We start from the raw sequence: 22,458 nt of genomic DNA, 5'->3' as shown, positions 1-22,458 counted from the left end.
CTGACCGTTCAGTCCGTGGGGCGGTCGACGCATTCCAGGTCGGTCGACGGGAGCATGCCGACGGCGCCGGACAATGCGTTCAGCACGTCGTTTCCGCTGACGACGTCGTAGTCGAGGTAGACCTCGACGGCGGGGACGCGGCCGAAGGTCGTGAACCGGTAGCGAGGCGCCTCGCTGTCGTCGATGAGCCAATCCACGCCGCCCACCGACTGGCATTGCAGGGTGGACGGCCCCGGCGGCTCCAGTCCGCAGGTGAGGATGACGGAGCTCGGCGCACCCCACGCGCCCGTCGCCTGCGCGTCGGTCCAGACGCGCGGCTGCCCGTCGACGGTGGCCGGGAGCCGGACGGTCACGGCCGCACAGTCGGGAGAGTCTGCAGCGGGGGCGGGTTGCAGCGACACCGTCGTGGCGCACGCGCTGAGGAGGGATGCCAGGAGCACTGCCGCGCTCCCTGCCGCCACGCTTCGTCGGACGGCCCGCACGGGGGAGCGGCGCGTCGGAGTCACCCCTTCAGGCTACCGTGGAGGAATGGACCCCCGGCACGCCTCCGACGCCGGTGCGCTCGTGGGTGACATCGCCGAGCGCGACCTCCTGTCCCACATCCTGCAGGTGCTCGCCGGCTCCTCGCGGGCGATCGTGGGACCGGGTGATGATGCGGCGGTGCTGGCGGCGCCGGGCGGCAGGGTCGTCGTGTCCACCGACACGCTGGTGCACGGACCGGACTTCCGGCTCGCGTGGTCGTCGGGATTCGACCTCGGGTTCAAGGCCGCCGCGGTGAACCTCGCCGACATCGCCGCGATGGGTGCGCGTCCAACCGCTCTCGTCGTCGCGCTCGCGGTTCCCGCGCGGACGCCAGTCGCGCTGGTGACGGAGCTTGCGCGAGGGCTGCGCACGGCGTGCGAGCGACTGACGATCGGCTGCGCCGTCGAGGGCGGCGACCTCACGGTCTCCGACACGTTGACGATCGCGGTGACCGCGCTCGGAGTGCTCGACGGTGCACCCGTGCTCCGCAGTGGCGCCCGGATCGGCGATACCGTCGCCGTCGCCGGGGAGCTGGGCGCCGCGGCGCGCGGGCTGGCGGTGCTCTTCGATCGATTCTGCACCGAGGCGGGCGACCCGGTTCCGGTCGACCTGGACGCGCTCAGCCCTGCCGAGCGCGCGGATCTCGGCGCTCAGCTGCGCCCCGAGCCGCCCATTGCACTCGGCCCCGTGGCAGCGGCCGCTGGCGCCACCGCCATGATGGACGTCTCCGACGGGCTGCTCTTGGATGCGACGCGACTCGCCGACGCGTCACACGTCACGATCGCCCTGCAGGGCGTCGCCGACGGACCCGCGTTGCGCGGGGGCGAGGACCACGCGCTGCTCGCGACGTTCGATCCCGCCACCCCTCTGCCGGACGGCTTCCGTGCCATCGGGCGGGTGGTCTCCCGGGTCGACGCGGCGGTGACCCTCGACGGCGTCGCCGTTTCCGGGCCCGGCGGCTGGGACCCGATGCGCGACTGGGATGCCGGTCGCGGCTGACGATCCGCCACGGGAGCGGAACACTGTCACGCACGAATCAGCGCGGCGACACCCACCACAGCGTCGTGTCGCCGTAGCGCTTGCTCCGCGAGGAGACGAGACTGTCGGGAAGGGCGGGCGCGGGGGAGCGCGTGGCCCGCTCCACGATGACGACGGCATCCCGGCTGAGACGCGGTGCGAGCAAGTCCAGAGTGGTGGCGAGCTCGGGCTCGGCGATGTCGTACGGCGGATCGATGAAGACGAGATCGAATGCCGAGCTTCCCGCCCGGAGGAACGCGTCGGCGGTGGTGCGGTGGACGGTCACCGCGGCGGCGGGGACTGCGCGCTGGACCGTACGGACGTTGCGCTCCGCGACGGTCGCCGCGCGCGGTGCGCGCTCGACGAGATCTGCGGAGGCCGCTCCGCGGCTGACCGCTTCCAGACCGAGAGCGCCCGACCCCGCGTAGAGGTCGGCGACGGCGGCACCTTGCAGCAGATCGGCTGCCTCGAGCGCTCCGAAGAGCGATTCCCTCACGCGATCGCTCGTCGGACGAGTACCCGCGTCGGGCACGAGGAGTGTCAGCGACCCCGCGGCGCCGGCGATGATGCGCGTCATGGCGTGGCGGCGTCGTTCGTCTCGGAGCGGAGGCGCGGTTCCGTGCGCAGATGCGGGCGAAGGCCCGCCTTGTCGGCATAGAAGGCGCGGATGCGGTCCATGTCGGCGCCGACGTCGCCGGTGAGCTCGATCGTGGGGCCGAGGCCGGTGGTCATGGTCGTGCGGTCGACGTAGCCGAGTGTCACCGGCATCCCCGTCTCGCGAGCGATGCGATAGAAGCCGCTCTTCCAGTACGTGTTCGTGCCCCGCGTTCCGTCAGGGGTGACCACGAGACCGAAGACCTCGCCGGAGCGAACCCGCTCGACCACCTCGCCGACGACCCTGGCCGCGTCGGCGCGATCCACGGGGATGCCGCCGAGACGGCGCATGACAGGGCCGCGCCAGCCGCGGAAGAGGGCGTCCTTCCCGAGCCATCGGACCGGGATGCCGAGCTGCCACGCGATCGCCAGCATCAGCACGAAGTCCCAGTTCGACGTGTGCGGCGCACCGATGAGCACGGTGGGTACGCGCGGGGCCGGTTCCGAGCGGAGCGACCATCGGCTGAACGTCCAGAACACGCGGGCGACGAAGCGTCGGAGCATCCGTCCACTTTACGCGTCGACTCCGTCCACCACGTCGGGCGTCGTCCCTAGACTCGACTCATGTCTTCCGTGAGCCTGTCGTCTGCGCTGACGGACGTCGTCGGCGCGAAGACGGCGGCCAGTCTGTCGCGAGCGTTCGGCATGGCGACCGTGGGCGATCTGCTCGCGCACTATCCGCGCCGCTATGCACAGCGAGGCGAGCTCACGCCGATAGCCTCGCTGCCGGTGGGGGAGCAGGTCACCATCGTCGCGGAGGTGCGCGCCGTGTCGGCGCGGCCCATGCGCGGACGCAACGGGACCCTCCTCGAAGTCGTGATCAGCGACGGCGCCGGCACCGTCAACCTCACCTTCTTCAATCAGGTCTGGCGCCAGAGCGAGCTGCGCGTCGGACGCCAGGGCATCTTCTCCGGCAAGGTCGGGGAGTTCAAGGGACAGCGGCAGTTCGCCCATCCCGACTACCAGCTCTTCGACGATGAGGACGAGGCTCGGTTGAACGCCGAGGCGCGTCAGCACCAGCCGATCCCCATCTACCCGGCGACGAGCACGATGGCGAGCTGGCAGGTGGAGAAGGTGATCGCTGCCGTGCTCCCGCGCCTGGAGAAGATCCCCGATCCGCTTCCGGAGGATCTGCGTCGAGAAGAAGGACTCCTCCCCGCGCAGAGCGCGCTTCAGCGCATCCACCAGCCGGACTTCCCCGATGAGATCGAGCCGGCCCGGCAGACGCTGCGGATGCACGAGGCGTTCGTCCTGCAGGCCGCGCTCCTTCAGCAGCGCTTCGAAGTGCGGCAGCTGGTCGCCACGTCGCGTCCCGCCGGCGAACTTCTCGCGCGGTTCGATGGAGCGCTGCCGTTCGCGCGCACGGCCGATCAGCTCGCCGTCGGTGACCGTATCGAGGCGGATCTGGTCCAGGGCTGGCCGATGAACCGGCTCATCCAGGGTGAGGTGGGGTCCGGAAAGACGCTCGTGGCCCTGCGCGCGATGCTCCAGGTGGCCCAGTCGGGGGGACAGTCTGCGCTCATCGCCCCGACCGAGGTGCTCGCCGCCCAGCACGTGCGCTCGATCGCTCGCATGCTCGGTCCGCAGCTCGCGCCCGAGCTCATGCCGACGCTGTTGACTGGACAGCTCCCGGCGCGCGAGCGTCGTAAGGCCGCCCTGCGTGTCGCGTCCGGTCAGGCGCGGATCGTGGTGGGAACCCACGCCCTGTTGAGCGCCTCGACGACGTTCGCCGACCTCGGTCTGGTCGTCGTCGACGAGCAGCACCGCTTCGGCGTCGAGCAACGCGAGACGCTCCGGGCGAAGGGCATGTCCCCGCACGTGTTGGTGCTCACCGCCACGCCGATCCCGCGGACCGTCGCGATGACCGTGTTCGGTGATCTTGACGTGTCGACCATCCGTACGCTCCCGGCCGGACGCCCCGGCATCTCCACCTTCGTGGCGCCGCTCGCCGAGAAGCCGGGCTGGTTCTCACGCGTGTGGGAGCGCGTCGTCGAAGAGGTTGCTCAGGGCCGCCAGGCCTTCGTCGTGTGCCCTGCCATCGACACGTCGGGTGGGTCCGTCGACGTCGACGCGCCGCAGGTGCCCGCGGTCGAGGGGGAGTCCGAACGCACACGATGGGGCGTCGTCCAGGTCGCCGGTCTGCTGGCATCCCATCCCGGCTTCGGCGACCTCCGTATCGCACTGCTGCACGGCAAGCTCCCTGCCGAGGAGAAGGATGCCGTCATGCAGGCGTTCGCGCGCGGTGACCTCGACGTTCTCGTGGCCACGACGGTCGTGGAGGTCGGCGTGGACGTGCCCAACGCCTCCACGATGGTGATCCTGGAGGCGGATCGGTTCGGGGTGTCGCAGCTGCACCAGTTGCGCGGTCGTGTGGGCCGGGGGAGTGTCCCGGGCCTGTGCATCCTCGTCACGGAGGCACCAGCCGCGACGAAGGCGCGCGATCGGGTGGAAGCGGTGGCTACCACCGGCGACGGCTTCGAGTTGGCGGAAGTCGATCTCGAGCTGCGAGGGGAGGGCGACGTCCTGGGCGACGCGCAGTCGGGCGCCCGCACGTCGCTGCGACTGCTGCGGGTGGTGGCAGACGCCGACCTCATCGGCCGCGCCAGGAGTGCCGCCGAGGCGGTCATCGACGCCGATCCGACGCTCGCGCACCACCCCGACCTCGCTGCCGCCATCCGCCGGCGCGTGGGAAACGAGGAGCGCGCAGCGCTCGCGAAGAACTAGCCGGATAGGCTGGATGCCATGAACAACCGCATCGCGGTCGTACCCGGGTCTTTCGATCCGCCGACGCTCGGACACCTCGATGTGATCCGCCGGGCTGCCGCCCTCTACGACCAGTTGCACGTGCTCGTGGTGCACAATCCCGGCAAGGAAGCCATGCTTCCCATCGCTCAGCGGCTGACGCTTCTCGAGCAGTCGGTCGCCGAGGCAGGCATCGAGGGTGACGTGATCGTGGCCTCGTGGAGTATGGGCCTGCTCGTCGACTACGCCGTCGACGTCGACGCCGGCGTGCTCGTCAAGGGCATCCGTTCCCAGGTCGACGTCGCGTACGAGACGCCGATGGCGATCGTCAATCGCCACCTCGCCCACGTCGAGACCGTGTTCCTCCTGCCCGACCCGGCGCATGCGCTGGTCTCGAGCTCGCTCGTGCGGCAGGTCGCGTCGCTCGGGGGCGACGTTTCACCATTCGTGCCGGCACCGGTCGCCCGATTCCTGGACACGGGCGCCGGAAAGATCTGAGGAGGAGACATGAGTCGCAAACGATTGAATGGACCGTTCGTCCTTCCGGCGCACGACATCGTCCACCGCTCCGGCGAGATGCGCGAGCACCGCCTGGAGGTGGCAGCGCCCTCGCAGTGGGGCGAAGGACTGGTGTCGGTGGCAGCCGGGGAGCCCATCGCGATCGATGTCCGCCTGGAGTCCGTACACGAGGGAATCCTGGTCACGGCAGAGATCGACACGCGGTACACCGGTGTCTGCGGCCGCTGCCTCATCGACATCGCCGAGCCCCTCGAAGTCGAGTTTCAGGAACTCTTCGGGTATCCTGGTGGAGAAGCGAACGACTTCGAGCTTCAAGACGACCACGTGGATCTTGAAACTCCTGTCAGGGATTCGATCGTCCTGTCGCTTCCTTTCCAGCCGGTATGTCAGCCGGACTGCCCCGGGCTCGACCCGAACACGGGCGAGAGGCTGACATCGGAAGCCGTGCCGGAAGCACCGGTCGATCCGCGCTGGGCCGCGCTGAAGGCCCTCACCCCAGACCACGACGGCGAGGCAGTGCGCCCCGCCGCCGACGACACAGAGAAGAGCTAGCCATGGCAGGTAACCCCCCGAAGCGGAAGGTCTCCCGCTCCAACACGCGTTCGCGTCGTGCCCAGTGGAAGGCGGAGGCGCCCGCCCTCGTCAAGACCGTCGAGAACGGCAAGGTCGTCTACAGCCGCCCGCACCAGGCGAAGGTCGTCACGGACTCGCAGGGCACCGAGCTGTTCCTCGAGTACAAGGGCCGCAAGGTCGCCGACGTCTGAACGACGGTCACGTCGTGACGGACGTCTCCTTGGAGCACGCGGTGCTCTCCGACAAGCTCGGGGTCGATATCGACCCCGAGCTTCTGTCGCTCGCACTGACGCATCGTTCTTTCGCGTACGAGAACGGCGGTATCCCGCACAACGAACGCCTCGAGTTCTTGGGCGATTCGATCCTCGGACAAGCGGTGACGGTGCACCTCTTCACGCTGCATCCTCATCTCGACGAGGGGTCGCTGGCGAAGCGACGCGCGAGTGTCGTGTCGACGGTCGCCCTCGCCGAGGTGGCGCGACGCATCGGCCTCGGCGCTCATCTGCGACTCGGGCGTGGGGAAGACCAGACCGGCGGACGCGACAAGGATTCGATCCTGGCCGACACGATGGAGGCGGTCTTCGGTGCGACGTTCTTGTCAGCCGGCCCCGACGCGGCGACCGAATTGGTCCTGCGGCTCCTCGAACCGCTCCTCACCGATCCTGAGCGTTACGGCGCCGCGATGGACCCCAAGACGAGTCTGCAGGAGCTCGCGGCGCGCCTCGCCCTCGCGCCGCCCGTCTACACGGTGACGGCCGAAGGCCCTGATCACCATCGCCGGTTCACCGCGACCGTCTCGGTCGGCGAGGTGTCGTGCACGGGGTCGGGCTCGAGCAAGAAGCAGGCCGAGATGGCCGGTGCGCTGGCCGTCTGGCGTGAGCTCTCGGCGCGTGCCTGAGCTCCCTGAAGTCGAGGTCGTCCGCGCCGGACTGGAACCCGCGGTCACCGGTGCCCTCGTGCTCGGCGCGGATGTGCGCGACATTCGCGCGCTCACCCGGCATCCTGGCGATGCAGCGTCGTTCGAACGGGCGGTCGTCGGTCGTCGATTCGCGGCTGCGGCGCGCCGGGGGAAGTTCCTGTGGCTGCCGTTCCAGCGAGCGGGTGCGGCGCGCGACGAAGACTCGGTGCTCCCCGCAGACGCCGTCGTCGCCCACCTCGGGATGAGCGGCCAGTTGCTGCTTCGCGCGGTCGACGCACCGCCGGAGCGCCATGAGCGCATCCGCATCCATCTGACCCATCCGGAGCACGGCGAGCTGGCCGTGGTGTTCGCCGATCAGCGCACCTTCGGATCGCTCGCGGTGGACGACCTGATACCGACGCCCGACGGTGCGCCCGGGGGCTGGGGAGCGAGCGCGGCGCAGGTTCCGACGCAGGTCGCGCACATCGCGCGTGATCCGCTGGATCCGGCGTTCTCGGAGAGCTCCTTCCGTGCGAGGCTGGGTCGCACCGAATCGGCGATCAAGCGGGTGCTCCTCGATCAGACGGTGGCGAGCGGGATCGGCAATATCTACGCCGACGAATCGCTGTGGTCGGCCAGAATCCACCCGGAGACTCCGGCCTCCTCGCTCTCGACGCGTGCCGTGAATCGTCTGCTGCACGATGTGAGAATCGTCTTGGAGCGTGCCCTGGCGGAGGGTGGGACGAGCTTCGACGCGCAGTACGTCAACGTCAACGGGCAGGCCGGCTACTTCGCTCATTCTCTCCGTGCGTATGGGCGAACGGGGGAGCCGTGTCCGCGATGCGGGCGGCCGATCGTCCGGGTGTCGTTCACCAACCGGTCGAGCCACTACTGCGCTCACTGCCAACGCCGACCGCGGTAACGCGCGCCCCGACCTCCTCCGTCTCTCGACGCGCTATTGATATCTGCGCTATCGATAGTCATACTAACGATATGCGGATATCCGAGCTCAGTGAGATCTCCGGCGTCAGCGCCGCGACGATCAAGTACTACACGCGGGAGAATCTGCTCCCCGCGGGCGAGCGCACCGGCTACAACCAGACAGAGTACGGCCGAGTGCACGTCGACCGGTTGCGGCTGATACGCGCGCTCATCGAGGTGGGGGGCCTGTCGGTCTCCGCGGCGCGTGACGTGCTCCGCGCCATCGACGATGACGGGATGCCGTTGCCGCATGTCTTCGGCATCGCGCAGCACGCTCTTCCGCAGCGGGAGACGCCGGCCCGACCTGAGTCGATCGCTCGCGTGCGTGCCGAAGCCGACGCGCGCGGCTGGCACACGGCACCCGAGAACCCCGGGCTCGAACTGGCCGCGGGCGTGCTCGACGCGTACGAGGCGCTCGGCCGGAATGATCTCTGGTCGACCCTGGGGGCCTATGCCGGCGCCGCCGAACAGGTCGCTGCAGCAGACCTCGACGCGCTCGACAGCAGCGGCAGCCGAGCCGCGATGGCCGAGACCGTGGTCGTCGGCACCGTGCTCGGTGACACCCTCTTCGCGGGGCTGCGGCGACTCGCGCAAGAGGCCGAAACGGCACGCCGGTACTCGATGTCGACTCAGGAGACGACCACATGACGACCACGATCTCGCGTGCGGCGCATCCGCTCGCCACCCTTCCCCGGCCGGACCGCTGGCACCGCCCGCTCCTTGCTCTAGCCGCCGGCATGCTCGTGCTGAGCGTCGTCTGCGGCATCCTTGCGATCGTCGATCCGCGGCTGATCCTGGGGCAGAACGCCTGGTTCAAGCCGCTGAAGTTCTCCTTGTCGATCGCGGTGTACGCGCTGACCCTCGCGTGGCTGATCGGGCAGGTGCATCGCTGGCGCCGCGCGGCGAGTATTGGGGGCACCATCGTCGTGATCGCGCTCGTCGCCGAGATGGTGATCATCGTCGGTGCCGCGGCGGCGGGGACCACCAGTCACTTCAACGTCTCGACCCCGCTGAACACCACGCTCTGGTCGGTGATGGCGGCATCCATCGTGATCGTATGGATCGTCACCCTGCTGGTGGGGATCGCGCTCGTCGTCAGCCCGACGCCCGACGCGGCACGCAATCTCGCGATTCGCGGTGGCGTCGCGCTCGGGCTCGTGGGCATGGCGGTCGCCTTCCTGATGACAGGCCCCACGCCCGGACAGCTCGATGACTTCCAGGGGATCGCGGGGGCTCACGCCGTCGGGGTGGCCGACGGGGGAGCCGGGTTGCCCTTCCTCGGCTGGAGCACCGAGGGTGGTGACCTCCGAGTGCCGCACTTCGTTGGGATGCATGCTCTGCAGATCCTCCCACTGAGCCTCCTCGCGCTCGAACTGCTGAGCCGTCGGATGCCGGCGCTGCGCGATGGCGGCGTCCGGTGGAGGCTCATCCTTCTCCTGACGGTGGCGTACGCAGCCACGATCGGCATCCTCACCTGGCAGGCACTTATCGGGCAGTCCGTCGTCGCCCCCGCCGGATCCGTCCTCGCCGCGGGAATCGGGGTCGCTGTGGCCACACCCCTCGGGTGCGCGGCTGTCATGGTCGGAGCACGCCGATGACCCCGCGCTGGAAGCCCCTCGCCATCTTCTACCTCGCGCTGGCGATCGCCGGACTCGGGATCACCTGGACGTTCAACGCCATCGCCATCGTTCAGAACAGCGCGTGGTTCGGCGAGTGGTTCGCCAACGGGGCCGCGACCCAGTCGCTGCAGTGGGACCTCGTCGTCGTGGTGGCCGCGGCGAGCATCTTCATCGTCGTGGAAGGACGCCGGATCGGGATGCGGTGGGCGTGGCTGTTCGTTCCGCTCTCGTTCCTCACTGCGGCAGCGTTCACCGTGCCGCTCTTCCTCGCACTCCGAGAACGACGGCTCTCACGTCTCCGCGACGAGGGGGCGGGGTCGACCGTCTGACGACGACCCCGCTCCACCTCAGTCGAGAATGCGCTGCCAGGCGCCGCCGACGGTGAACGGGACGAACCCGATCGCCTCGTTGACGTCGAGCATCGGACGGTTCTCCTCGGCATTGAAGGTCGAGACGAAGGGTGACGTGGGAACCTCCGCGGCCCAGCGCAGGAGGTTCTCGCACTTCACGAGCGTCCCCAGCCGTCGCCCTCGATGCTCCTTCACCACGAGCGTGCCCCACTGGTCGGTCGGGCGCGAGCGGTCCTGCCCGATTCCCAGCTCGTTGTACGCGACGATCCTGCCCGACGGTACGTGCTCCACGGCGGCGACGCCGATGTGGAGTCCGCCGTCCGCCAGCCGGCGGTCGCGATGCTCCACCCGCTCGACGTCCCAGCGCTCCTCGGTGATGTCGAGGCCGCTCAACGGAACGTCGGTCGACATGCGCGACAGCACGTAGGCGAAGGCCTCGCGGAACCGCTCCGGTGTGCCACCGCTCCACACCTGCACGCGATAGTCGCTGCCCGCTGCGTCACGGGCCGCGTCGCGCATCGCACGCACCGCGTCGAGCGAGCCGCGGAGATCGAAGATGCTGTTGCGCTCGACCTGCTGGAGCGTGAAGCCCCGATCGAGGTAGAATTGCGTCCATGCGTCGCGGGGTACGGCGCCGAAGCCCGTCGGTGAAGGGCAGGTCGGCAGTCCCGTGTCGAGGCGGTGCAGGCTGTACGTCTGCAGCACCGTCCGCCCCGCGGCCCGAGCGTCGGCGATCGCGAGCTCCAGCAGCCGTTCCGTCACCCCGTCGTCGCGCACGTCGGGCAGGGCCGCGAGATCGAATTCGAGGTTTCGTGATCCCGCTTCCATCGACATGCTCCACTGGATTGCGCCGACCGTGCGGTCGCCGTGGCGCGCGACGTGTCCGCCGCGCGCCACGTACCGCTGCACGTGCCACGCCGGCAGCACTTCCGAAGGGGCGATGCGGAGGTGGTCGGTTCCCACGTCGTGCTCGACGCCGCGGTTGAGGACGTCGATCATGTCGACGAAGTCCCGGGCGTCCGCATCGTCCAGGTCGCGCGGAGCGGCGACGCGGACGATGTCGAGCGTTCGCGTGCTCATGTGAGGACCTTCTTCCACGCGCCGTTGTAGGCGGCCGGACGGAACCCGATGGCCTCGTTGATGTCGAGCATGGGACGGTTCTCCTCCGCGTTGTAGGTGATCACCTTCGGCGACTCGGGCGCGATGTCACGCCACGTCACGAGCGCGGCGCACTTGACCAGCTGACCGAGCTTGTGACCGCGGTGCTCCTTGAGCACGAGCGTGTCCTCCTGATGCGTCGGTCGCGTGCGATCCTCGCCGACGACGAGTTCGTTGAACGCGACGAGCTCACCGGTGGCGATGTGCTGGGCGGCGGTGACGAGGGCCGTCATCCCGGCGTCGATCCATCGCTGATCGTGACGAGCGACGCGCGCGGCATCCCACGTCTCCTCGTCGAACTCCATGCCGGCCGCGGGGGCGTCCGTCGACATGCGCGACTTCATCCACGCGAAGCCTTCGGCATGCTCAGCCGGGGTCGGCGCCATCCACTGGACGACGCGGTAGCCGGCCGAAGCAGCCTGCGCCTCGGCCAGCAGGCGATCCACCGTCGGGGCGCTCTCGCGCAGGTCGAGATCGCTCTGGCGCTCGATCTGCTCGAGCGTGTAACCGTTGGCGAGGTAGAACCGCGCGGCGCGGTCTCGTGGGATGCTACCGAAACCGGTGGGCGCGTCGAGGCGGTCGCCGACAGTCTCGGGATGCTGTGCCCACGACTGCAGGACGCTGCGTCCGTGAGCGCGAGCGGCATCCTCCACGAGACGGTACGCCACCGTGCCGATGCCGCGCCCGTGGCACTCGCGCAGCAGCTCGACGAGCCAGAACGCGTTCTTCGAGCCCGCTTCGTGCGGAATGTCGACGCCCACCCGGCCGACGACCTGACCATCGACGACAACGACCCAGCTGAGCCGTGTCTCGTCGGGATCGGGCTGGTAGTGCGGAAGGAGCTCGGCGGCATCCATGGCGTCGTCGTCGTTGCCGGCGATCTCCGCGTAGACGGCGTTGCGCACGCGCGTCATCTCGATGAAGGCGGCGGCGTCGACCGCGTCGATGCTGCTCGGAATCGTGAGGGTTCGGAACTCGACGCCGAGTTCGGTCTGGGGGTTCATGAGGAGTGTGCTCCGTTGGTCAGAAGGGAAGAGATTCGGGGGATGCCGGCGCGTGTGGGCGCCGGCATCCCGCTCACAGGAGGGGGAGTCGGTGGCAGCGCAGCTGCCAAGCGTGCTCCCGGGCGATGCGGTCGAGTTCCCGTTGGCGGGAAGCCGGTGTCTGTGCCCGCGTGGGTCGGGTGCTCCACAGCAGCAGTGCGAGTGCCAGCCGGAGGGCCACCCGATCCGGGAGGGACGTCCGCGGAGTCAGGTCGTTCAGAGGATGCTGCAGCGGCACGGCGCCGTCGAAGGGTCGACGTTCCGGGCGCTGCGGCGCGATGAGAGTGTTCACGAGAGTGCTTTCGATGGAAGTGGGTGCCGCGATGGCGGCGGGGATCGTGCCGCAGCACGAAGAGGCGGGGCACAGTAAGGCCCGGGAGTCCGATCGGACCCGTTCAGACGACGGAGATCACGCCCAGAGGGCAGACTCGTCCCCTGCGGGGATCAGATGAACGCGTGCGTGCGCGCGTTCTGGAAGGCGCCGAAGGAGACGGTCCCGGTGCACGCGAGACGCGGAGTCATTCCTCCGGTGGTGTTCATGTGCATCATTTCGGGACCTCCTTTCTCAACTTCTGACGCGGAGAGTGACGATAGCGCGTGGCTGGCGCGTGCGTCAAGCCCACTGCCGGTAGCGTGGTCGCGACAGCCGCGCGAGACCCGACGGAGGACGGCCACTTATGCACCTGAAGAGCGTGACGCTCAAAGGCTTCAAGTCGTTCGCGCAGCCCACGACGTTCGCGCTCGAACCAGGCGTGACCTGCATCGTCGGCCCGAACGGATCCGGCAAGTCGAACGTCGTCGACGCTCTCGCCTGGGTCATGGGAGAGCAGGGCGCCAAGACCCTGCGCGGCGGCAAGATGGAGGACGTCATCTTCGCCGGGACGGCCACGCGCGGTCCGCTCGGTCGCGCCGAAGTGCAACTGACGATCGACAACAGCGACGGGGCACTCCCCATCGAGTACAGCGAAGTGACGATCAGTCGCACGCTGTTCCGCAACGGCTCCAGCGAGTACGCGATCAACGGGGAGACCTGCCGCCTCCTGGATGTGCAGGAGCTGCTCAGCGATTCGGGGCTGGGTCGCGAAATGCACGTCATCGTGGGCCAGGGACGCCTCGACACCGTGTTGCAGGCGAGCCCGGAGGACCGGCGCGGTTTCATCGAAGAGGCCGCCGGCATCCTCAAGCATCGCCGCCGCAAGGAGAAGACGCTCCGCAAGCTCGAGGCCATGGAGACGAATCTCATGCGGCTCAGCGATCTCGCGGGGGAGTTGCGGCGACAGCTGAAGCCGCTGGGAAAGCAGGCCGAGATCGCGCGGGAGGCCGCGACGATCGCTGCCGTCGTCCGCGACGCAAAAGCGAGATTGTACGCCGACGAACTCGTGACGCTGCGCACCCAGCTGGCCGATCACGCACGGAACGAGCAGGACCGTCATGCGGAGCGGGTGCTGCTCCAGGATCAGGCTGAGCAGGTCAAGCAGCGCATCGACGCGCTCGAGTCGCAGCAGCGTTCCGAGGCCGTCGACAGCGCCCGTGCTGCGGCCTTCGGTCTCGAACAGGTCCAGGAGCGGCTCCGCGGACTGTACTCGCTCGCCGGGCAGCGGCTCTCGCTCCTCGAGGACGACGGGCAGCTCGCCCTGGAAGTCACCACCGTCAGTCAAGCCAGCATCGATGACGCGCGGGCAGAGGTCGATGAGATCGCGTCGGGACTCGGCGCCGCACAGGATGCCGCCGCCGCCGCCGCGCGCGAGGTGATCCGCTCGCGGGCCGAGCTCGACGCCCTCGACGCCGACATCGCGGCTCAGAGCGCCCTGGTCTCCGAGCACGACATGCGTCTGACGGCTCTGCGCGGCTCTTCTGAAGCGGCAGCGTCGCGACTGGATGCCGTACGGGCAGCTGTCGAACGGCAGCAGCGCGCGCTCGACGCGGCACTCGCGCGTCGGACCGAGGCGGAGGAGGTGCTCGCCGGGGTCGATCCCGATCTGGTTCCCGAAGGTTCGTCGGCAGAGTACGCCGCCGCGTACGAACGCGCCCAGCGCGACGCCACGGAGGCGGAGTCGAACGTTTCCGGCCTGCGCGAACGGCTGCATGCGGCCGAGCGTGAGGTGGAATCGCTGACGGCGCAGACGGCAGCGCTGAGTCGGGCGCTGGACGTGCGCAACGCCGCGGCGGCCCTCCTCGAACGCGGAGGCCCCGGCATCCGCGGCCTGGTCGGCGACGCCGTCAAGGTGACGCCGGGATACGAAGCGGCTGTTGCGGCGGCGCTCGGGTCGTTGGCGGAAGGACTGCTGGTCGACGACTTCGAGGCGGCCGTCGGGGCGGCCGCTGTCGCCCGCGACACGGACCTCGGCGCCGTGGACATCGTGCTCGCCGCGTCGGGGGGCTCCGCACCCGACGCGCGTGTCATGCCGCGAGGTGCCACCCCCGCGGACGAGGTGGTCTCGGCTCCTGACGGTGTGCGCGGGGTGCTCTCGCGTGTGCTGATCGTGGACGACCTCGAGTCCGCCCGGAAATGGACCGAGACGGCGACCGACGCGGACGCGGGTGCCGTGCTCGTGACGCGGGGCGGCGAAGTGGTCACGGCGCATACCGTCCGGGCCGGTTCGGGCTCCGGGCGATCACGACTCGAACTCGCGGCCGAGCGGGATGCGGCGGCCGACCGTCTCACCGAGATCGCCGTCGTCGCGGATTCGCTGCGAGAGGCGCTCGTCGATGCGCAGTCCGCGTGGGACGACGCGCGCCGCCGCACCAAGGAATCGCTGCAGACGCTGCGCGAGCACGACGCCGCTCTGGCCGCCCACAGTGAGCAGGTCAATCGAGCGACAGTGCGCCACGAGGCCGCCATCGCGGAGTGCGAGCGCCTCGACGCGGGACTGCGTCAAGCCCAAGCGGCCGTGGTCGACGCGGAGTCGGCGGCTCGGGTCGCAGGAGATGCCCTCCGACAGGCCCAGGCGGCTCCCCGCCCGATCCTCGATGCCTCGGCGCGTGACGGCCTTCTGGCCGAACTGGAGGCTTCACGCGACGCCGAGATGCGGTCGCGGCTCGACGTCGAGACCTTGAAGGAGCGGGTTCGCGCGGGGGAGTCGCGGGTCGTCCAGCTCGAACGACAGCGCGAACGCGAGCGCGCTGCCGCCGAGGAGGCGGCTCGCCGGGCTGTCATCCGGCGTGCGCAGCGGGAAGTCGCCGCCGAGGTCGTCGCACAGCTTCCCCCGATCCTGGACTCCGTCGACCGATCGGTCTCGCAGGCGCGGGTCGAACTGCAGCTCGCGGAGCAGACGCGCACGGCGCTCACGGCGGAACTGGGGGAGCTGCGCGGCCAGGAGTCCGGGCTCCGCGAACGCCTGAATGCGCTCACCGAGAGCGTGCACGGGATCGAACTGCAGATGCACGAAAAGCGGCTACACGTGACGTCGCTGCTCGAGCGCGTGAACAGCGAACTGGGACTGGGCGAGAATATTCTCGTTTCGGAATACGGCCCCGATCAGCCCGTCCTCGGGGATGACGGCGACGACGGCGCTCCTTTCGAACGCGGTGCTCAGCGGCGTCGGCTACAGGAGGCGGAGCGGAAGCTGGGTCAGCTCGGTCGCGTCAATCCGCTCGCTCTCGAGGAGTTCGCTGCGCTGGAGCAGCGTCACGCGTTCTTGACCGAGCAGCTCGCCGACCTCACCCAGACCCGCGCGGATCTCCTCACGATCATCGAAGAACTCGACGAGCGGATGCAGACCATCTTCTTGGCGGCCTTCGAGGACACGAAGACCGCATTCGGGGAGGTCTTCCCGATCCTCTTCCCCGGCGGCTCCGGCAGCATCACGCTCACCAACCCGGACAACCCCCTCACGACGGGGATCGACGTGTCGGTTCGTCCCGTGGGCAAGAAGATCGAGCGGCTCTCGCTCCTGTCGGGCGGGGAGCGGTCGCTGGCGGCGGTGGCGCTCCTCACCGCCATCTTCAAGGCGCGCCCCAGCCCGTTCTACATCCTCGACGAGGTCGAGGCCGCACTCGACGATGCGAATCTCGGCCGGTTGCTGGGTGTGTTCGAACAGCTCCGCGCTTCGAGCCAGCTCATCGTCATCACGCATCAGAAACGCACGATGGAGATCGCGGATGCTCTCTACGGCGTGTCGATGCGGCAGGACGGGGTGTCGGCCGTCGTCGGCCAGCGTGTACGCGAGCGGGCGCCCGCCTGACCTGATGCCGACGCACCGGGCGCGTTTCGCCGAGGGTGCGGCGGAGGTCGCGTGAACTCCTAGGCTGGAGTCATGGCGGAAAACTCCTGGTCGCTCGGTCGCGCTCTGCGTGGAATGTTCGTCAAGCCCACGATCGACGAGACGACGTGGGACGACCTCGAGACCGCTCTTCTCACCGCGGACTTCGGTCCCGAAGTGAGCGAGCGCATCATCGACGACCTCCGCGCGAAGGTGGAACGGTATCGCACCACCGATCCCCGTGACCTGCAGCGGATGCTGCGGGAGACGCTGGAGGAGCACTTCGCGAAGTTCGACACGACGCTGCGACTGTCGGAGCGTCCGGCGGTCGTGCTGGTGGTCGGCGTGAACGGCGTCGGCAAGACCACGACGATCGGCAAGTTCGCCGCCTATCTGCGCCGGTTCGACCGGTCTGTCGTCGTCGGCGCTGCCGACACCTTCCGAGCGGCCGCCGTCGAACAGCTCGCCACGTGGGCGGAGCGCGGAGGCGCGGAGATCGTGCGTCCGCAGCAGGAGGGCCAGGATCCCGCCTCGGTCGCCTATCAGACCATCGAGCACGCGGTGCGCACCCAGACCGACATCGTGCTCGTCGACACGGCCGGGCGTCTCCACACCAAGGGTGGGCTCATGGACGAGCTCAGCAAGATCCGCCGGGTGGTGGAGAAGCTCGCGCCCATCAGCGAGGTGCTGCTCGTCCTCGATGCAACGACGGGTCAGAACGGCGTCCTGCAGGCCGAGGCGTTCCTGGAGCACGCCGGCGTGACCGGACTCGTGCTGACGAAACTGGACGGCTCCGCTCGCGGGGGCTTCGTCCTCGCCGTGCAGGAGCGCACCGGCATCCCCGTCAAGCTGCTGGGCCAGGGAGAGGGCATCAACGACCTCACGGGCTTCACCCCGCATGTCTTCGCCGCTGCGCTCGTCGACTGAAGGGGACGCGACATGCGCAGACGCTATCGCGCCGTGAGCGCAGGGGTGGTTGCATAGGGCCATGGCGATCGAGCACGACTACTTCGGCCTTCTGGAGTCGGGGCCAGACGGATCGATCTTCTGGAGCGAGTCGATCGACTTCGGCGACCAGAGGGTGACCGTCGATCTGACCGCGCCCGATCAGGATGACGTGTCGCCGGCCGCGCTCGACGTGGCGGCCGCGATGATCTCGTCCCTGGAGCAGATCGACCTGCAGGCACGCAACGCGATGGTGTCGGAACTCGACGATCGCACGAGTGAGGTGACGGAGTACATCCTCCAGCAGCAGGAGCAGCTGGGCGAAGAGATCGAGGACTTCCTCGTCGACATCTCCGGCGATGTCCACATCGACGTCATTCGGGCCCTCCAGCTCGTCAGCATGACCATCCTCGCCGACGAGCACGGCGGCTCGGATCCCTTCGCCGTGCTGGAATACGCGCTCGACCGCGATGCGACCGACGAGGTGCTGCTGGTCAACCTGACCAGCGACGGGGCGGTGCAGTCGGTCACCAGCGCCGACTGACGATGGCCACCGTCGGCGACGTCCGCCGTATCGCCGCCGTGCTTCCCGGCGCGGTCGAGCGCCAGACCACGGGCGGAGCGGCCTGGTTCGTGCGGGCGAAGCTCTTCGCGTGGGAATGCCATCCGTGGCCGAGCATCCCGGATGCCGTCCGCGCGATCATCGCTGCGGAGCCGGTGATGGGAGTGAAGGTGGCCGATCCTGACGATGCACTGGCGCTGCGGGAGATGGCACCGGACGTCTTCCTCCCCAAGACGACGGGGTGGGGCGAGCCCAAGATCGCGTTCCGCATGGCGACCATCGACATCGACCACCTCGAAGAACTCGTGACCGAGGCGTGGCGCACACAGGCGCCTCGCTATCTGGTGCGCGAGTTCGATCTCGGTGCAGGCTAGACCGCCTGCGCGAACCCGCCTTCGGTCGCAAGATGCGCCAGGTGCGCAGGGATCGCGCGACCCTTCGACGCCATCGACTGTGCCCAGAGCCTGCCGGCGCGATACGACGAGCGGACGAGCGGGCCGGCGAGCACTCCGAGGAAGCCGATGCGCTCCGCCTCCTCCTTGAACTCCACGAACTCCTGGGGCTTGACCCATCGCGCGACGGGAAGGTGCCGTGGCGTCGGTCGCAGGTACTGGGTGATCGTGATGATGTCGGTGCCCGCCTCGTGGAGATCGACCAGGGCCTGCACGACCTCCTCCGGTTCCTCGCCCATGCCGAGGATCAGATTGGACTTGGTGATGAGGCCGGCCGCGCGCGCCTGCGAAAGGACGTCCAGTGAGCGCTCGTAGCGGAATGCGGGGCGGATGCGCTTGAAGATGCGCGGAACGGTTTCGACGTTGTGCGCGAAGACCTCCGGGCGCGCGTCGAACACCTCGCCGAGGAGCGCGGGGTCGCCGTTGAAATCGGTTGCGAGCAGCTCGACCCCCGTGTGCGGGTTCTGCGTGTGGATCTGACGGACGGTCTCGGCGTTGAGCCACGCGCCGCCGTCGGGAAGGTCGTCCCTGGCGACACAGGTGACGGTGGCGTAGCGCAACTGCATGCGGGTGACGCTCTCGGCGACACGACGCGGCTCGTCCACGTCATAGGCGGCGGGGCGTCCGGTGTCGATCTGGCAGAAGTCGCAGCGACGCGTGCACTGCGAGCCGCCGATGAGGAAGGTCGCCTCGCGGTCCTCCCAGCACTCGTAGATGTTGGGGCAGCCGGCCTCCTGACAGACCGTGTGGAGTTGCTCGTCCTTCACGAGCGCGTGAAGGGCCTGGTACTCAGGCCCCATGCGAGCCTTCGTCTTGATCCAGTCCGGCTTCCGCTCGATGGGCGTCTGCGCGTTGCGGACTTCCAGGCGCAGGAGCTTCCTCCCGTCGGGAGCGGCCTGCGCCGATGCGGCGCCGGGGGCAGACCCGCAGCTCATGCCGCGACCTCCGTCGAGAAGGCGTCGCTGAAGGCGGATGCCACGGCATCCACGACATCAGCGGGGGAGATGTCCGCGCCGACGACCTCGCTCAGCGTCGTCACCCCGGCATCCGTGATGCCGCACGGGACGATCTGCGAAAAGGGGAGCAGCGAGTTGTCGCAGTTGAGCGCGAAACCGTGCATCGTCACGCCGCGCTGGACGCGCACGCCGATCGCCGCGATCTTGTCTTCGGACAGAGGGCGGCGCACCCACACGCCACTGCGCCCCTCGACGCGATAACCGGCGACGTCGAACGCCGCCAGCACGTCGATGAGGATGCCTTCGAGACGTCGCACGTGGGCGACGACGTCCACCGGCTCGCCGAGCCGGACGAGTGGATAGCCGACGAGCTGCCCGGGTCCATGCCAGGTGATCTTGCCTCCACGGTCCACATCGACGACGGGAGTGCCGTCAGTGGGCCTCTCGTGTCGCGCCGTGCGTGCGCCCGCGGTGAACACGGGCTCGTGCTCGAGCAGCAGGAGGGTGTCCGCCCGCGTGCCCGCCACGATCTCGCCGTGAATCCGGCGCTGCAACGCCCAGCCGTCGGTGTAGGGCACATACGCAGGCGCAAGGCCGATCGTTCTGATGTCGAGCACGATTCTCCCGGGTCTGGCATTCATTAGTTAGACGGCGTCCAATAATAGCGAGGATAGGCTATCCGGATGAGCACCGGTCGTCCGAAGTCGTCCTCGCGAGAAACGCTGTCGGAAGCCGCGTGCGAACTGTTCCTCGAGCGCGGCTACGACAGCACCACCGTCGGAGACATCGCCGCGCGCGCGGGCGTCAGTCGCTCCAGCTTCTTCAACTACTTCGCGTCCAAGGCCGACGTCCTGTGGGCGGGGCTGGACGAACGTCTCGTCGTCGTAGAAGGCGCCCTGGAGGCCCGCGCCGAGATCCGAGCCGCGTTGGCGCTCATCGCGGAGGACTTCGCGCCCGATGCTCTCGCCCTCGCCCTCGTCAATGCGGGCGCCATGGGCATCGCGGCGGAACTGGAGCGCGAGTCGGCGCTCCGCCGCGCGCGTGTGGCGGCAGCGGTGGCCAGGCGTCTCACGGCCGAAGGGGCTTCCGTGATCCAGGCGCAGGTCTGCGGGGCGGCGCACGGCGGCGCGGTCGTCGCTGCCATCGAGGAATGGGCGCGGCGCGGGCCGGGCGCGACCTCGTTGCGTGCTGTGCTGGATGCCGCCCTCGATGCCGCTGGACCGACCCTGCCCCGTCCGGTGCGTCAGCTGCGCGTCGTCGCGCGGGCGGACCACTTCGACGGTGCCGTCACGTTCTACCGAGACGTGCTGGGGATGGCCGAACAGGAGTCCTACCAGGGTGACGGTGGCGCGCGGGTCGTGATCCTCGACGCGGGTCGCGCCACGCTGGAGCTGTCCAACGCTGCGCAGATCGACCTCATCGACCGAGTGGAGACCGATGGCGACGCCCCGAGCGAGTCGATACGCCTCGCGGTCGAAGTAGACGACACGGTGTCGGTCACGGCATCCCTGCTCGAGGCGGGTGCGCTGCTGGAGGCCGCACCGCGCGTGACGCCGTGGCGCTCCCGCAATGCGCGGGTGCGGGGGGCGGCGGGATTGCAGCTGACGGTGTTCCAGGAGCTCGACCGGCCGTCCTGACCTCGCCCCCGGCGGAGCCGCGTCTGGAGCGGGGCGGCGGGACAGCGCGCGCACTCCCGTAGAATCGGGGCATCATGGCGACTTTCGGCACACTCTCCGACCGGCTGACAGAGACTTTCCGCAATCTCCGGACCAAGGGAAAGCTGACCCCCGCCGATGTCGACGGGACCGTGCGCGAAATCCGGCGCGCATTGCTCGACGCCGATGTCGCGCTGGTCGTGGTCAAGGACTTCACGGCGAAGGTGCGCGAACGGGCCCTCGGCGACGAGGTGAACCGTGCGCTCAACCCTGCTCAGCAGGTCGTGCAGATCGTCAACGAGGAACTGGTAGCCATTCTGGGTGGACAGCAGCGCCGCTTGCAGTTCGCCAAGAACCCTCCGACCGTCATCATGCTGGCGGGCCTTCAGGGTTCGGGAAAGACCACCTTCGCCGGCAAGCTCGCGCGCCAGCTCGAGAAGGAGAACCATACGCCGTTGCTCGTCGCTGCCGATCTGCAGCGGCCGAACGCCGTCACGCAGCTTCGGGTGGTGGCCGAGCGTGCCGGAGCGACCATCTTCGCTCCCGAGCCCGGCAACGGCGTCGGCGATCCCGTGCGCGTCGCACGTGACGGCGTCGAGCATGCACGGCGGCACCAGCACGACGTCGTCATCATCGACACCGCCGGTCGACTGGGCGTGGACGCGGAACTCATGAAGCAGGCTGCAGACATCCGCACGGCGGTCGATCCCGATGAGGTCCTGTTCGTCATCGACGCGATGATCGGCCAGGATGCCGTCAACACCGCCAAGGCCTTCCAGGACGGCGTCGACTTCACCGGCGTCGTGCTGTCCAAGCTCGACGGCGACGCTCGCGGTGGCGCGGCCCTCTCGGTCGCCTCGGTCACCGGCCGACCGATCATCTTCGCCTCCACCGGCGAGGGCCTGGAGGACCTCGAGGCGTTCCATCCCGACCGGATGGCGAGCCGGATCCTCGACCTCGGCGACATCCTCACGCTGATCGAGCAGGCGCAGGCTGCGTTCGACGAGGAGGAGGCTCGGAAGGTCGCGGAGAAGCTCGCGACCGAGCAGTTCACCCTTGAGGACTTCCTCGAGCAGATGCAGCAGCTCAAGAAGATGGGCTCCATGAAGAAGGTCCTCGGCATGCTGCCGGGCGCCGGGAACATGAAGCAGCAGCTCGAGAACTTCGACGACCGCGAGATCGACCGGACCGAGGCGATCATCCGCTCGATGACTCCGGGGGAGCGACGCAATCCCAAGGTCCTCAATGGGTCTCGCCGCCTGCGGATCGCGCGCGGCTCTGGCATGACGGTGACCGACGTCAATCAGCTCGTCCAGCGTTTCGATCAGGCCGCGAAGATGATGAAGACGGTGGCGCGCGGCGGGGTTCCCCAGATCCCCGGCATGGGGCCGATGGGCGGCAAGCCGGGCGCGTCGGCGAAGCGCGGAAACAAGCAGAAGAAGGGCGGCGGGTCACGTTCGGGCAACCCGGCCAAGCGTGCGGCGGAGAACGCCGGGCTCGCTTCCGTCGCCCCCGGTGCGGCATCGGGTTCGGGGTTCGGACTCGGCGCGACGCCGCAGCCGTCCGAGGCTGATCTCGCCGAGATCCAGAAGCTCTTCGGCAAGGGCTGA

The 22,458-nt window shown here is 69.0% G+C and carries 24 protein-coding genes; 16 read left to right on the top strand and 8 right to left on the bottom strand.

The genetic code is table 11. From position 1 onward, the window contains the following. Nucleotides 1–8: 8 nt before the first annotated feature. Nucleotides 9–506: a DUF3515 family protein gene (locus ACSQ18_RS07980; protein WP_436036633.1), complete on the bottom strand. Its 498-nt coding sequence runs from the start codon at nucleotides 504–506 to the stop codon at nucleotides 9–11. Between the two features lie 22 nt (nucleotides 507–528). Between ACSQ18_RS07980 and thiL the strand changes: the two genes are divergently transcribed. Beyond that, nucleotides 529–1,521: a thiamine-phosphate kinase gene (thiL, locus tag ACSQ18_RS07975; protein ID WP_436036632.1), complete on the top strand. Its 993-nt coding sequence runs from the start codon at nucleotides 529–531 to the stop codon at nucleotides 1,519–1,521. 37 nt (nucleotides 1,522–1,558) lie between these two features. Here the strand turns inward: thiL and rsmD are convergent, their stop codons facing one another. Next, nucleotides 1,559–2,116, bottom strand: a complete 558-nt coding sequence (gene rsmD / locus ACSQ18_RS07970; protein WP_436036630.1) for a 16S rRNA (guanine(966)-N(2))-methyltransferase RsmD — start codon at nucleotides 2,114–2,116, stop codon at nucleotides 1,559–1,561. Then, nucleotides 2,113–2,697 (bottom strand): 1-acyl-sn-glycerol-3-phosphate acyltransferase, encoded by a 585-nt coding sequence (locus ACSQ18_RS07965; RefSeq protein WP_436036628.1) that lies wholly within the window; start codon nucleotides 2,695–2,697, stop codon nucleotides 2,113–2,115. Before ACSQ18_RS07965 ends, rsmD begins: the two co-directional genes overlap by 4 nt. 60 nt (nucleotides 2,698–2,757) lie before the next feature. On the opposite strand from ACSQ18_RS07965, the gene ACSQ18_RS07960 reads away from it, so the two are divergent. From ACSQ18_RS07960 to ACSQ18_RS07920, 9 genes are all read left to right on the top strand, one after another. Continuing rightward, a complete protein-coding gene (locus ACSQ18_RS07960) occupies nucleotides 2,758–4,917 on the top strand; it encodes an ATP-dependent DNA helicase RecG (protein WP_436036626.1) in 2,160 nt (719 codons plus the stop codon). Between the two features lie 18 nt (nucleotides 4,918–4,935). Continuing rightward, nucleotides 4,936–5,433 carry a pantetheine-phosphate adenylyltransferase gene (gene coaD / locus ACSQ18_RS07955; protein WP_301040189.1) on the top strand — a complete coding sequence of 166 codons (498 nt, stop codon included), beginning with the start codon at nucleotides 4,936–4,938 and terminating at the stop codon, nucleotides 5,431–5,433. 9 nt (nucleotides 5,434–5,442) lie between these two features. Next, nucleotides 5,443–6,006, top strand: coding sequence for a YceD family protein (locus tag ACSQ18_RS07950; RefSeq protein WP_436036624.1), 564 nt, complete (start codon nucleotides 5,443–5,445; stop codon nucleotides 6,004–6,006). A gap of 2 nt (nucleotides 6,007–6,008) precedes the next feature. Continuing rightward, nucleotides 6,009–6,218, top strand: coding sequence for a 50S ribosomal protein L32 (gene rpmF, locus ACSQ18_RS07945; protein ID WP_050721097.1), 210 nt, complete (start codon nucleotides 6,009–6,011; stop codon nucleotides 6,216–6,218). A gap of 14 nt (nucleotides 6,219–6,232) precedes the next feature. Continuing rightward, a complete protein-coding gene (gene rnc / locus ACSQ18_RS07940) occupies nucleotides 6,233–6,925 on the top strand; it encodes a ribonuclease III (RefSeq protein ID WP_436036623.1) in 693 nt (230 codons plus the stop codon). Next, on the top strand, nucleotides 6,918–7,847 hold the full coding sequence (mutM, locus tag ACSQ18_RS07935) for a bifunctional DNA-formamidopyrimidine glycosylase/DNA-(apurinic or apyrimidinic site) lyase (RefSeq protein ID WP_436036622.1): 930 nt from the start codon (nucleotides 6,918–6,920) through the stop codon (nucleotides 7,845–7,847). Before rnc ends, mutM begins: the two co-directional genes overlap by 8 nt. A 71-nt stretch (nucleotides 7,848–7,918) precedes the next feature. Further along, nucleotides 7,919–8,554 carry a MerR family transcriptional regulator gene (locus ACSQ18_RS07930; RefSeq protein WP_436036621.1) on the top strand — a complete coding sequence of 212 codons (636 nt, stop codon included), beginning with the start codon at nucleotides 7,919–7,921 and terminating at the stop codon, nucleotides 8,552–8,554. Further along, nucleotides 8,551–9,504, top strand: coding sequence for a hypothetical protein (locus ACSQ18_RS07925; protein WP_436036620.1), 954 nt, complete (start codon nucleotides 8,551–8,553; stop codon nucleotides 9,502–9,504). Before ACSQ18_RS07930 ends, ACSQ18_RS07925 begins: the two co-directional genes overlap by 4 nt. Continuing rightward, entirely contained in the window at nucleotides 9,501–9,854 is a 354-nt protein-coding gene (locus tag ACSQ18_RS07920) for a DUF2834 domain-containing protein (RefSeq protein ID WP_436036619.1), read from the top strand. The genes ACSQ18_RS07925 and ACSQ18_RS07920 overlap by 4 nt, the downstream gene beginning before the upstream one ends. Nucleotides 9,855–9,872: 18 nt before the next feature. On the opposite strand, the gene ACSQ18_RS07915 is transcribed toward ACSQ18_RS07920, so the two are convergent. The 3 genes from ACSQ18_RS07915 to ACSQ18_RS07905 form a co-directional block, all read right to left on the bottom strand. Further along, on the bottom strand, nucleotides 9,873–10,955 hold the full coding sequence (locus tag ACSQ18_RS07915) for a GNAT family N-acetyltransferase (RefSeq protein ID WP_436036618.1): 1,083 nt from the start codon (nucleotides 10,953–10,955) through the stop codon (nucleotides 9,873–9,875). Beyond that, the gene (locus tag ACSQ18_RS07910) at nucleotides 10,952–12,037 is read right to left on the bottom strand and encodes a GNAT family N-acetyltransferase (protein ID WP_436036617.1); all 1,086 of its coding nucleotides are present in this window, start codon (nucleotides 12,035–12,037) and stop codon (nucleotides 10,952–10,954) included. Before ACSQ18_RS07910 ends, ACSQ18_RS07915 begins: the two co-directional genes overlap by 4 nt. Before the next feature lie 73 nt (nucleotides 12,038–12,110). Beyond that, complete coding sequence (locus ACSQ18_RS07905) at nucleotides 12,111–12,368, bottom strand: hypothetical protein (protein ID WP_436036616.1); 258 nt, start codon at nucleotides 12,366–12,368, stop codon at nucleotides 12,111–12,113. Between the two features lie 385 nt (nucleotides 12,369–12,753). On the opposite strand from ACSQ18_RS07905, the gene smc reads away from it, so the two are divergent. From smc to ACSQ18_RS07885, 4 genes are all read left to right on the top strand, one after another. Beyond that, entirely contained in the window at nucleotides 12,754–16,260 is a 3,507-nt protein-coding gene (gene smc, locus ACSQ18_RS07900) for a chromosome segregation protein SMC (protein WP_436036615.1), read from the top strand. Between the two features lie 72 nt (nucleotides 16,261–16,332). Beyond that, nucleotides 16,333–17,205: a signal recognition particle-docking protein FtsY gene (ftsY, locus tag ACSQ18_RS07895; RefSeq protein WP_436036614.1), complete on the top strand. Its 873-nt coding sequence runs from the start codon at nucleotides 16,333–16,335 to the stop codon at nucleotides 17,203–17,205. Nucleotides 17,206–17,266: 61 nt separating this feature from the next. Next, nucleotides 17,267–17,767, top strand: a complete 501-nt coding sequence (locus ACSQ18_RS07890) for a DUF2004 domain-containing protein (protein ID WP_144808014.1) — start codon at nucleotides 17,267–17,269, stop codon at nucleotides 17,765–17,767. Nucleotides 17,768–17,769: 2 nt separating this feature from the next. Next, the gene (locus ACSQ18_RS07885) at nucleotides 17,770–18,159 is read left to right on the top strand and encodes an MmcQ/YjbR family DNA-binding protein (protein ID WP_436036613.1); all 390 of its coding nucleotides are present in this window, start codon (nucleotides 17,770–17,772) and stop codon (nucleotides 18,157–18,159) included. Here the strand turns inward: ACSQ18_RS07885 and lipA are convergent. After that, nucleotides 18,156–19,172, bottom strand: coding sequence for a lipoyl synthase (gene lipA, locus ACSQ18_RS07880; protein WP_436036612.1), 1,017 nt, complete (start codon nucleotides 19,170–19,172; stop codon nucleotides 18,156–18,158). The two genes, ACSQ18_RS07885 and lipA, sit on opposite strands and share 4 nt — an antisense overlap. Further along, nucleotides 19,169–19,810 carry a lipoyl(octanoyl) transferase LipB gene (gene lipB / locus ACSQ18_RS07875; protein WP_436036611.1) on the bottom strand — a complete coding sequence of 214 codons (642 nt, stop codon included), beginning with the start codon at nucleotides 19,808–19,810 and terminating at the stop codon, nucleotides 19,169–19,171. The genes lipA and lipB overlap by 4 nt, the downstream gene beginning before the upstream one ends. Before the next feature lie 66 nt (nucleotides 19,811–19,876). Here lipB and ACSQ18_RS07870 point away from each other — a divergent pair, with 66 nt between their 5' ends. Next, on the top strand, nucleotides 19,877–20,830 hold the full coding sequence (locus ACSQ18_RS07870) for a TetR family transcriptional regulator (RefSeq protein WP_436036610.1): 954 nt from the start codon (nucleotides 19,877–19,879) through the stop codon (nucleotides 20,828–20,830). Nucleotides 20,831–20,904: 74 nt separating this feature from the next. Then, nucleotides 20,905–22,458 (top strand): signal recognition particle protein, encoded by a 1,554-nt coding sequence (gene ffh / locus ACSQ18_RS07865; protein ID WP_436036609.1) that lies wholly within the window; start codon nucleotides 20,905–20,907, stop codon nucleotides 22,456–22,458.

This window comes from Microbacterium sp. LjRoot45 (genome assembly GCF_964253325.1).
Lineage (GTDB): Bacteria > Actinomycetota > Actinomycetes > Actinomycetales > Microbacteriaceae > Microbacterium.
This window is presented reverse-complemented; position numbering and strand designations above follow the sequence as displayed.

Bases quoted from the DNA above. Each gene is read 5' to 3' on its own strand.
- thiL (WP_436036632.1), top strand. From the start codon at position 529: ATGGACCCCCGGCACGCCTCCGACGCCGGTGCGCTCGTGGGTGACATC.
- rsmD (WP_436036630.1), bottom strand. From the start codon at position 2,116: ATGACGCGCATCATCGCCGGCGCCGCGGGGTCGCTGACACTCCTCGTG.
- ACSQ18_RS07965 (WP_436036628.1), bottom strand. From the start codon at position 2,697: ATGCTCCGACGCTTCGTCGCCCGCGTGTTCTGGACGTTCAGCCGATGG.
- ACSQ18_RS07960 (WP_436036626.1), top strand. From the start codon at position 2,758: ATGTCTTCCGTGAGCCTGTCGTCTGCGCTGACGGACGTCGTCGGCGCG.
- coaD (WP_301040189.1), top strand. From the start codon at position 4,936: ATGAACAACCGCATCGCGGTCGTACCCGGGTCTTTCGATCCGCCGACG.
- ACSQ18_RS07950 (WP_436036624.1), top strand. From the start codon at position 5,443: ATGAGTCGCAAACGATTGAATGGACCGTTCGTCCTTCCGGCGCACGAC.
- rpmF (WP_050721097.1), top strand. From the start codon at position 6,009: ATGGCAGGTAACCCCCCGAAGCGGAAGGTCTCCCGCTCCAACACGCGT.
- ACSQ18_RS07930 (WP_436036621.1), top strand. From the start codon at position 7,919: ATGCGGATATCCGAGCTCAGTGAGATCTCCGGCGTCAGCGCCGCGACG.
- ACSQ18_RS07925 (WP_436036620.1), top strand. From the start codon at position 8,551: ATGACGACCACGATCTCGCGTGCGGCGCATCCGCTCGCCACCCTTCCC.
- ACSQ18_RS07920 (WP_436036619.1), top strand. From the start codon at position 9,501: ATGACCCCGCGCTGGAAGCCCCTCGCCATCTTCTACCTCGCGCTGGCG.
- ACSQ18_RS07915 (WP_436036618.1), bottom strand. From the start codon at position 10,955: ATGAGCACGCGAACGCTCGACATCGTCCGCGTCGCCGCTCCGCGCGAC.
- ACSQ18_RS07910 (WP_436036617.1), bottom strand. From the start codon at position 12,037: ATGAACCCCCAGACCGAACTCGGCGTCGAGTTCCGAACCCTCACGATT.
- smc (WP_436036615.1), top strand. From the start codon at position 12,754: ATGCACCTGAAGAGCGTGACGCTCAAAGGCTTCAAGTCGTTCGCGCAG.
- ftsY (WP_436036614.1), top strand. From the start codon at position 16,333: ATGGCGGAAAACTCCTGGTCGCTCGGTCGCGCTCTGCGTGGAATGTTC.
- ACSQ18_RS07890 (WP_144808014.1), top strand. From the start codon at position 17,267: ATGGCGATCGAGCACGACTACTTCGGCCTTCTGGAGTCGGGGCCAGAC.
- ACSQ18_RS07885 (WP_436036613.1), top strand. From the start codon at position 17,770: ATGGCCACCGTCGGCGACGTCCGCCGTATCGCCGCCGTGCTTCCCGGC.
- lipA (WP_436036612.1), bottom strand. From the start codon at position 19,172: ATGAGCTGCGGGTCTGCCCCCGGCGCCGCATCGGCGCAGGCCGCTCCC.
- ACSQ18_RS07870 (WP_436036610.1), top strand. From the start codon at position 19,877: ATGAGCACCGGTCGTCCGAAGTCGTCCTCGCGAGAAACGCTGTCGGAA.
- ffh (WP_436036609.1), top strand. From the start codon at position 20,905: ATGGCGACTTTCGGCACACTCTCCGACCGGCTGACAGAGACTTTCCGC.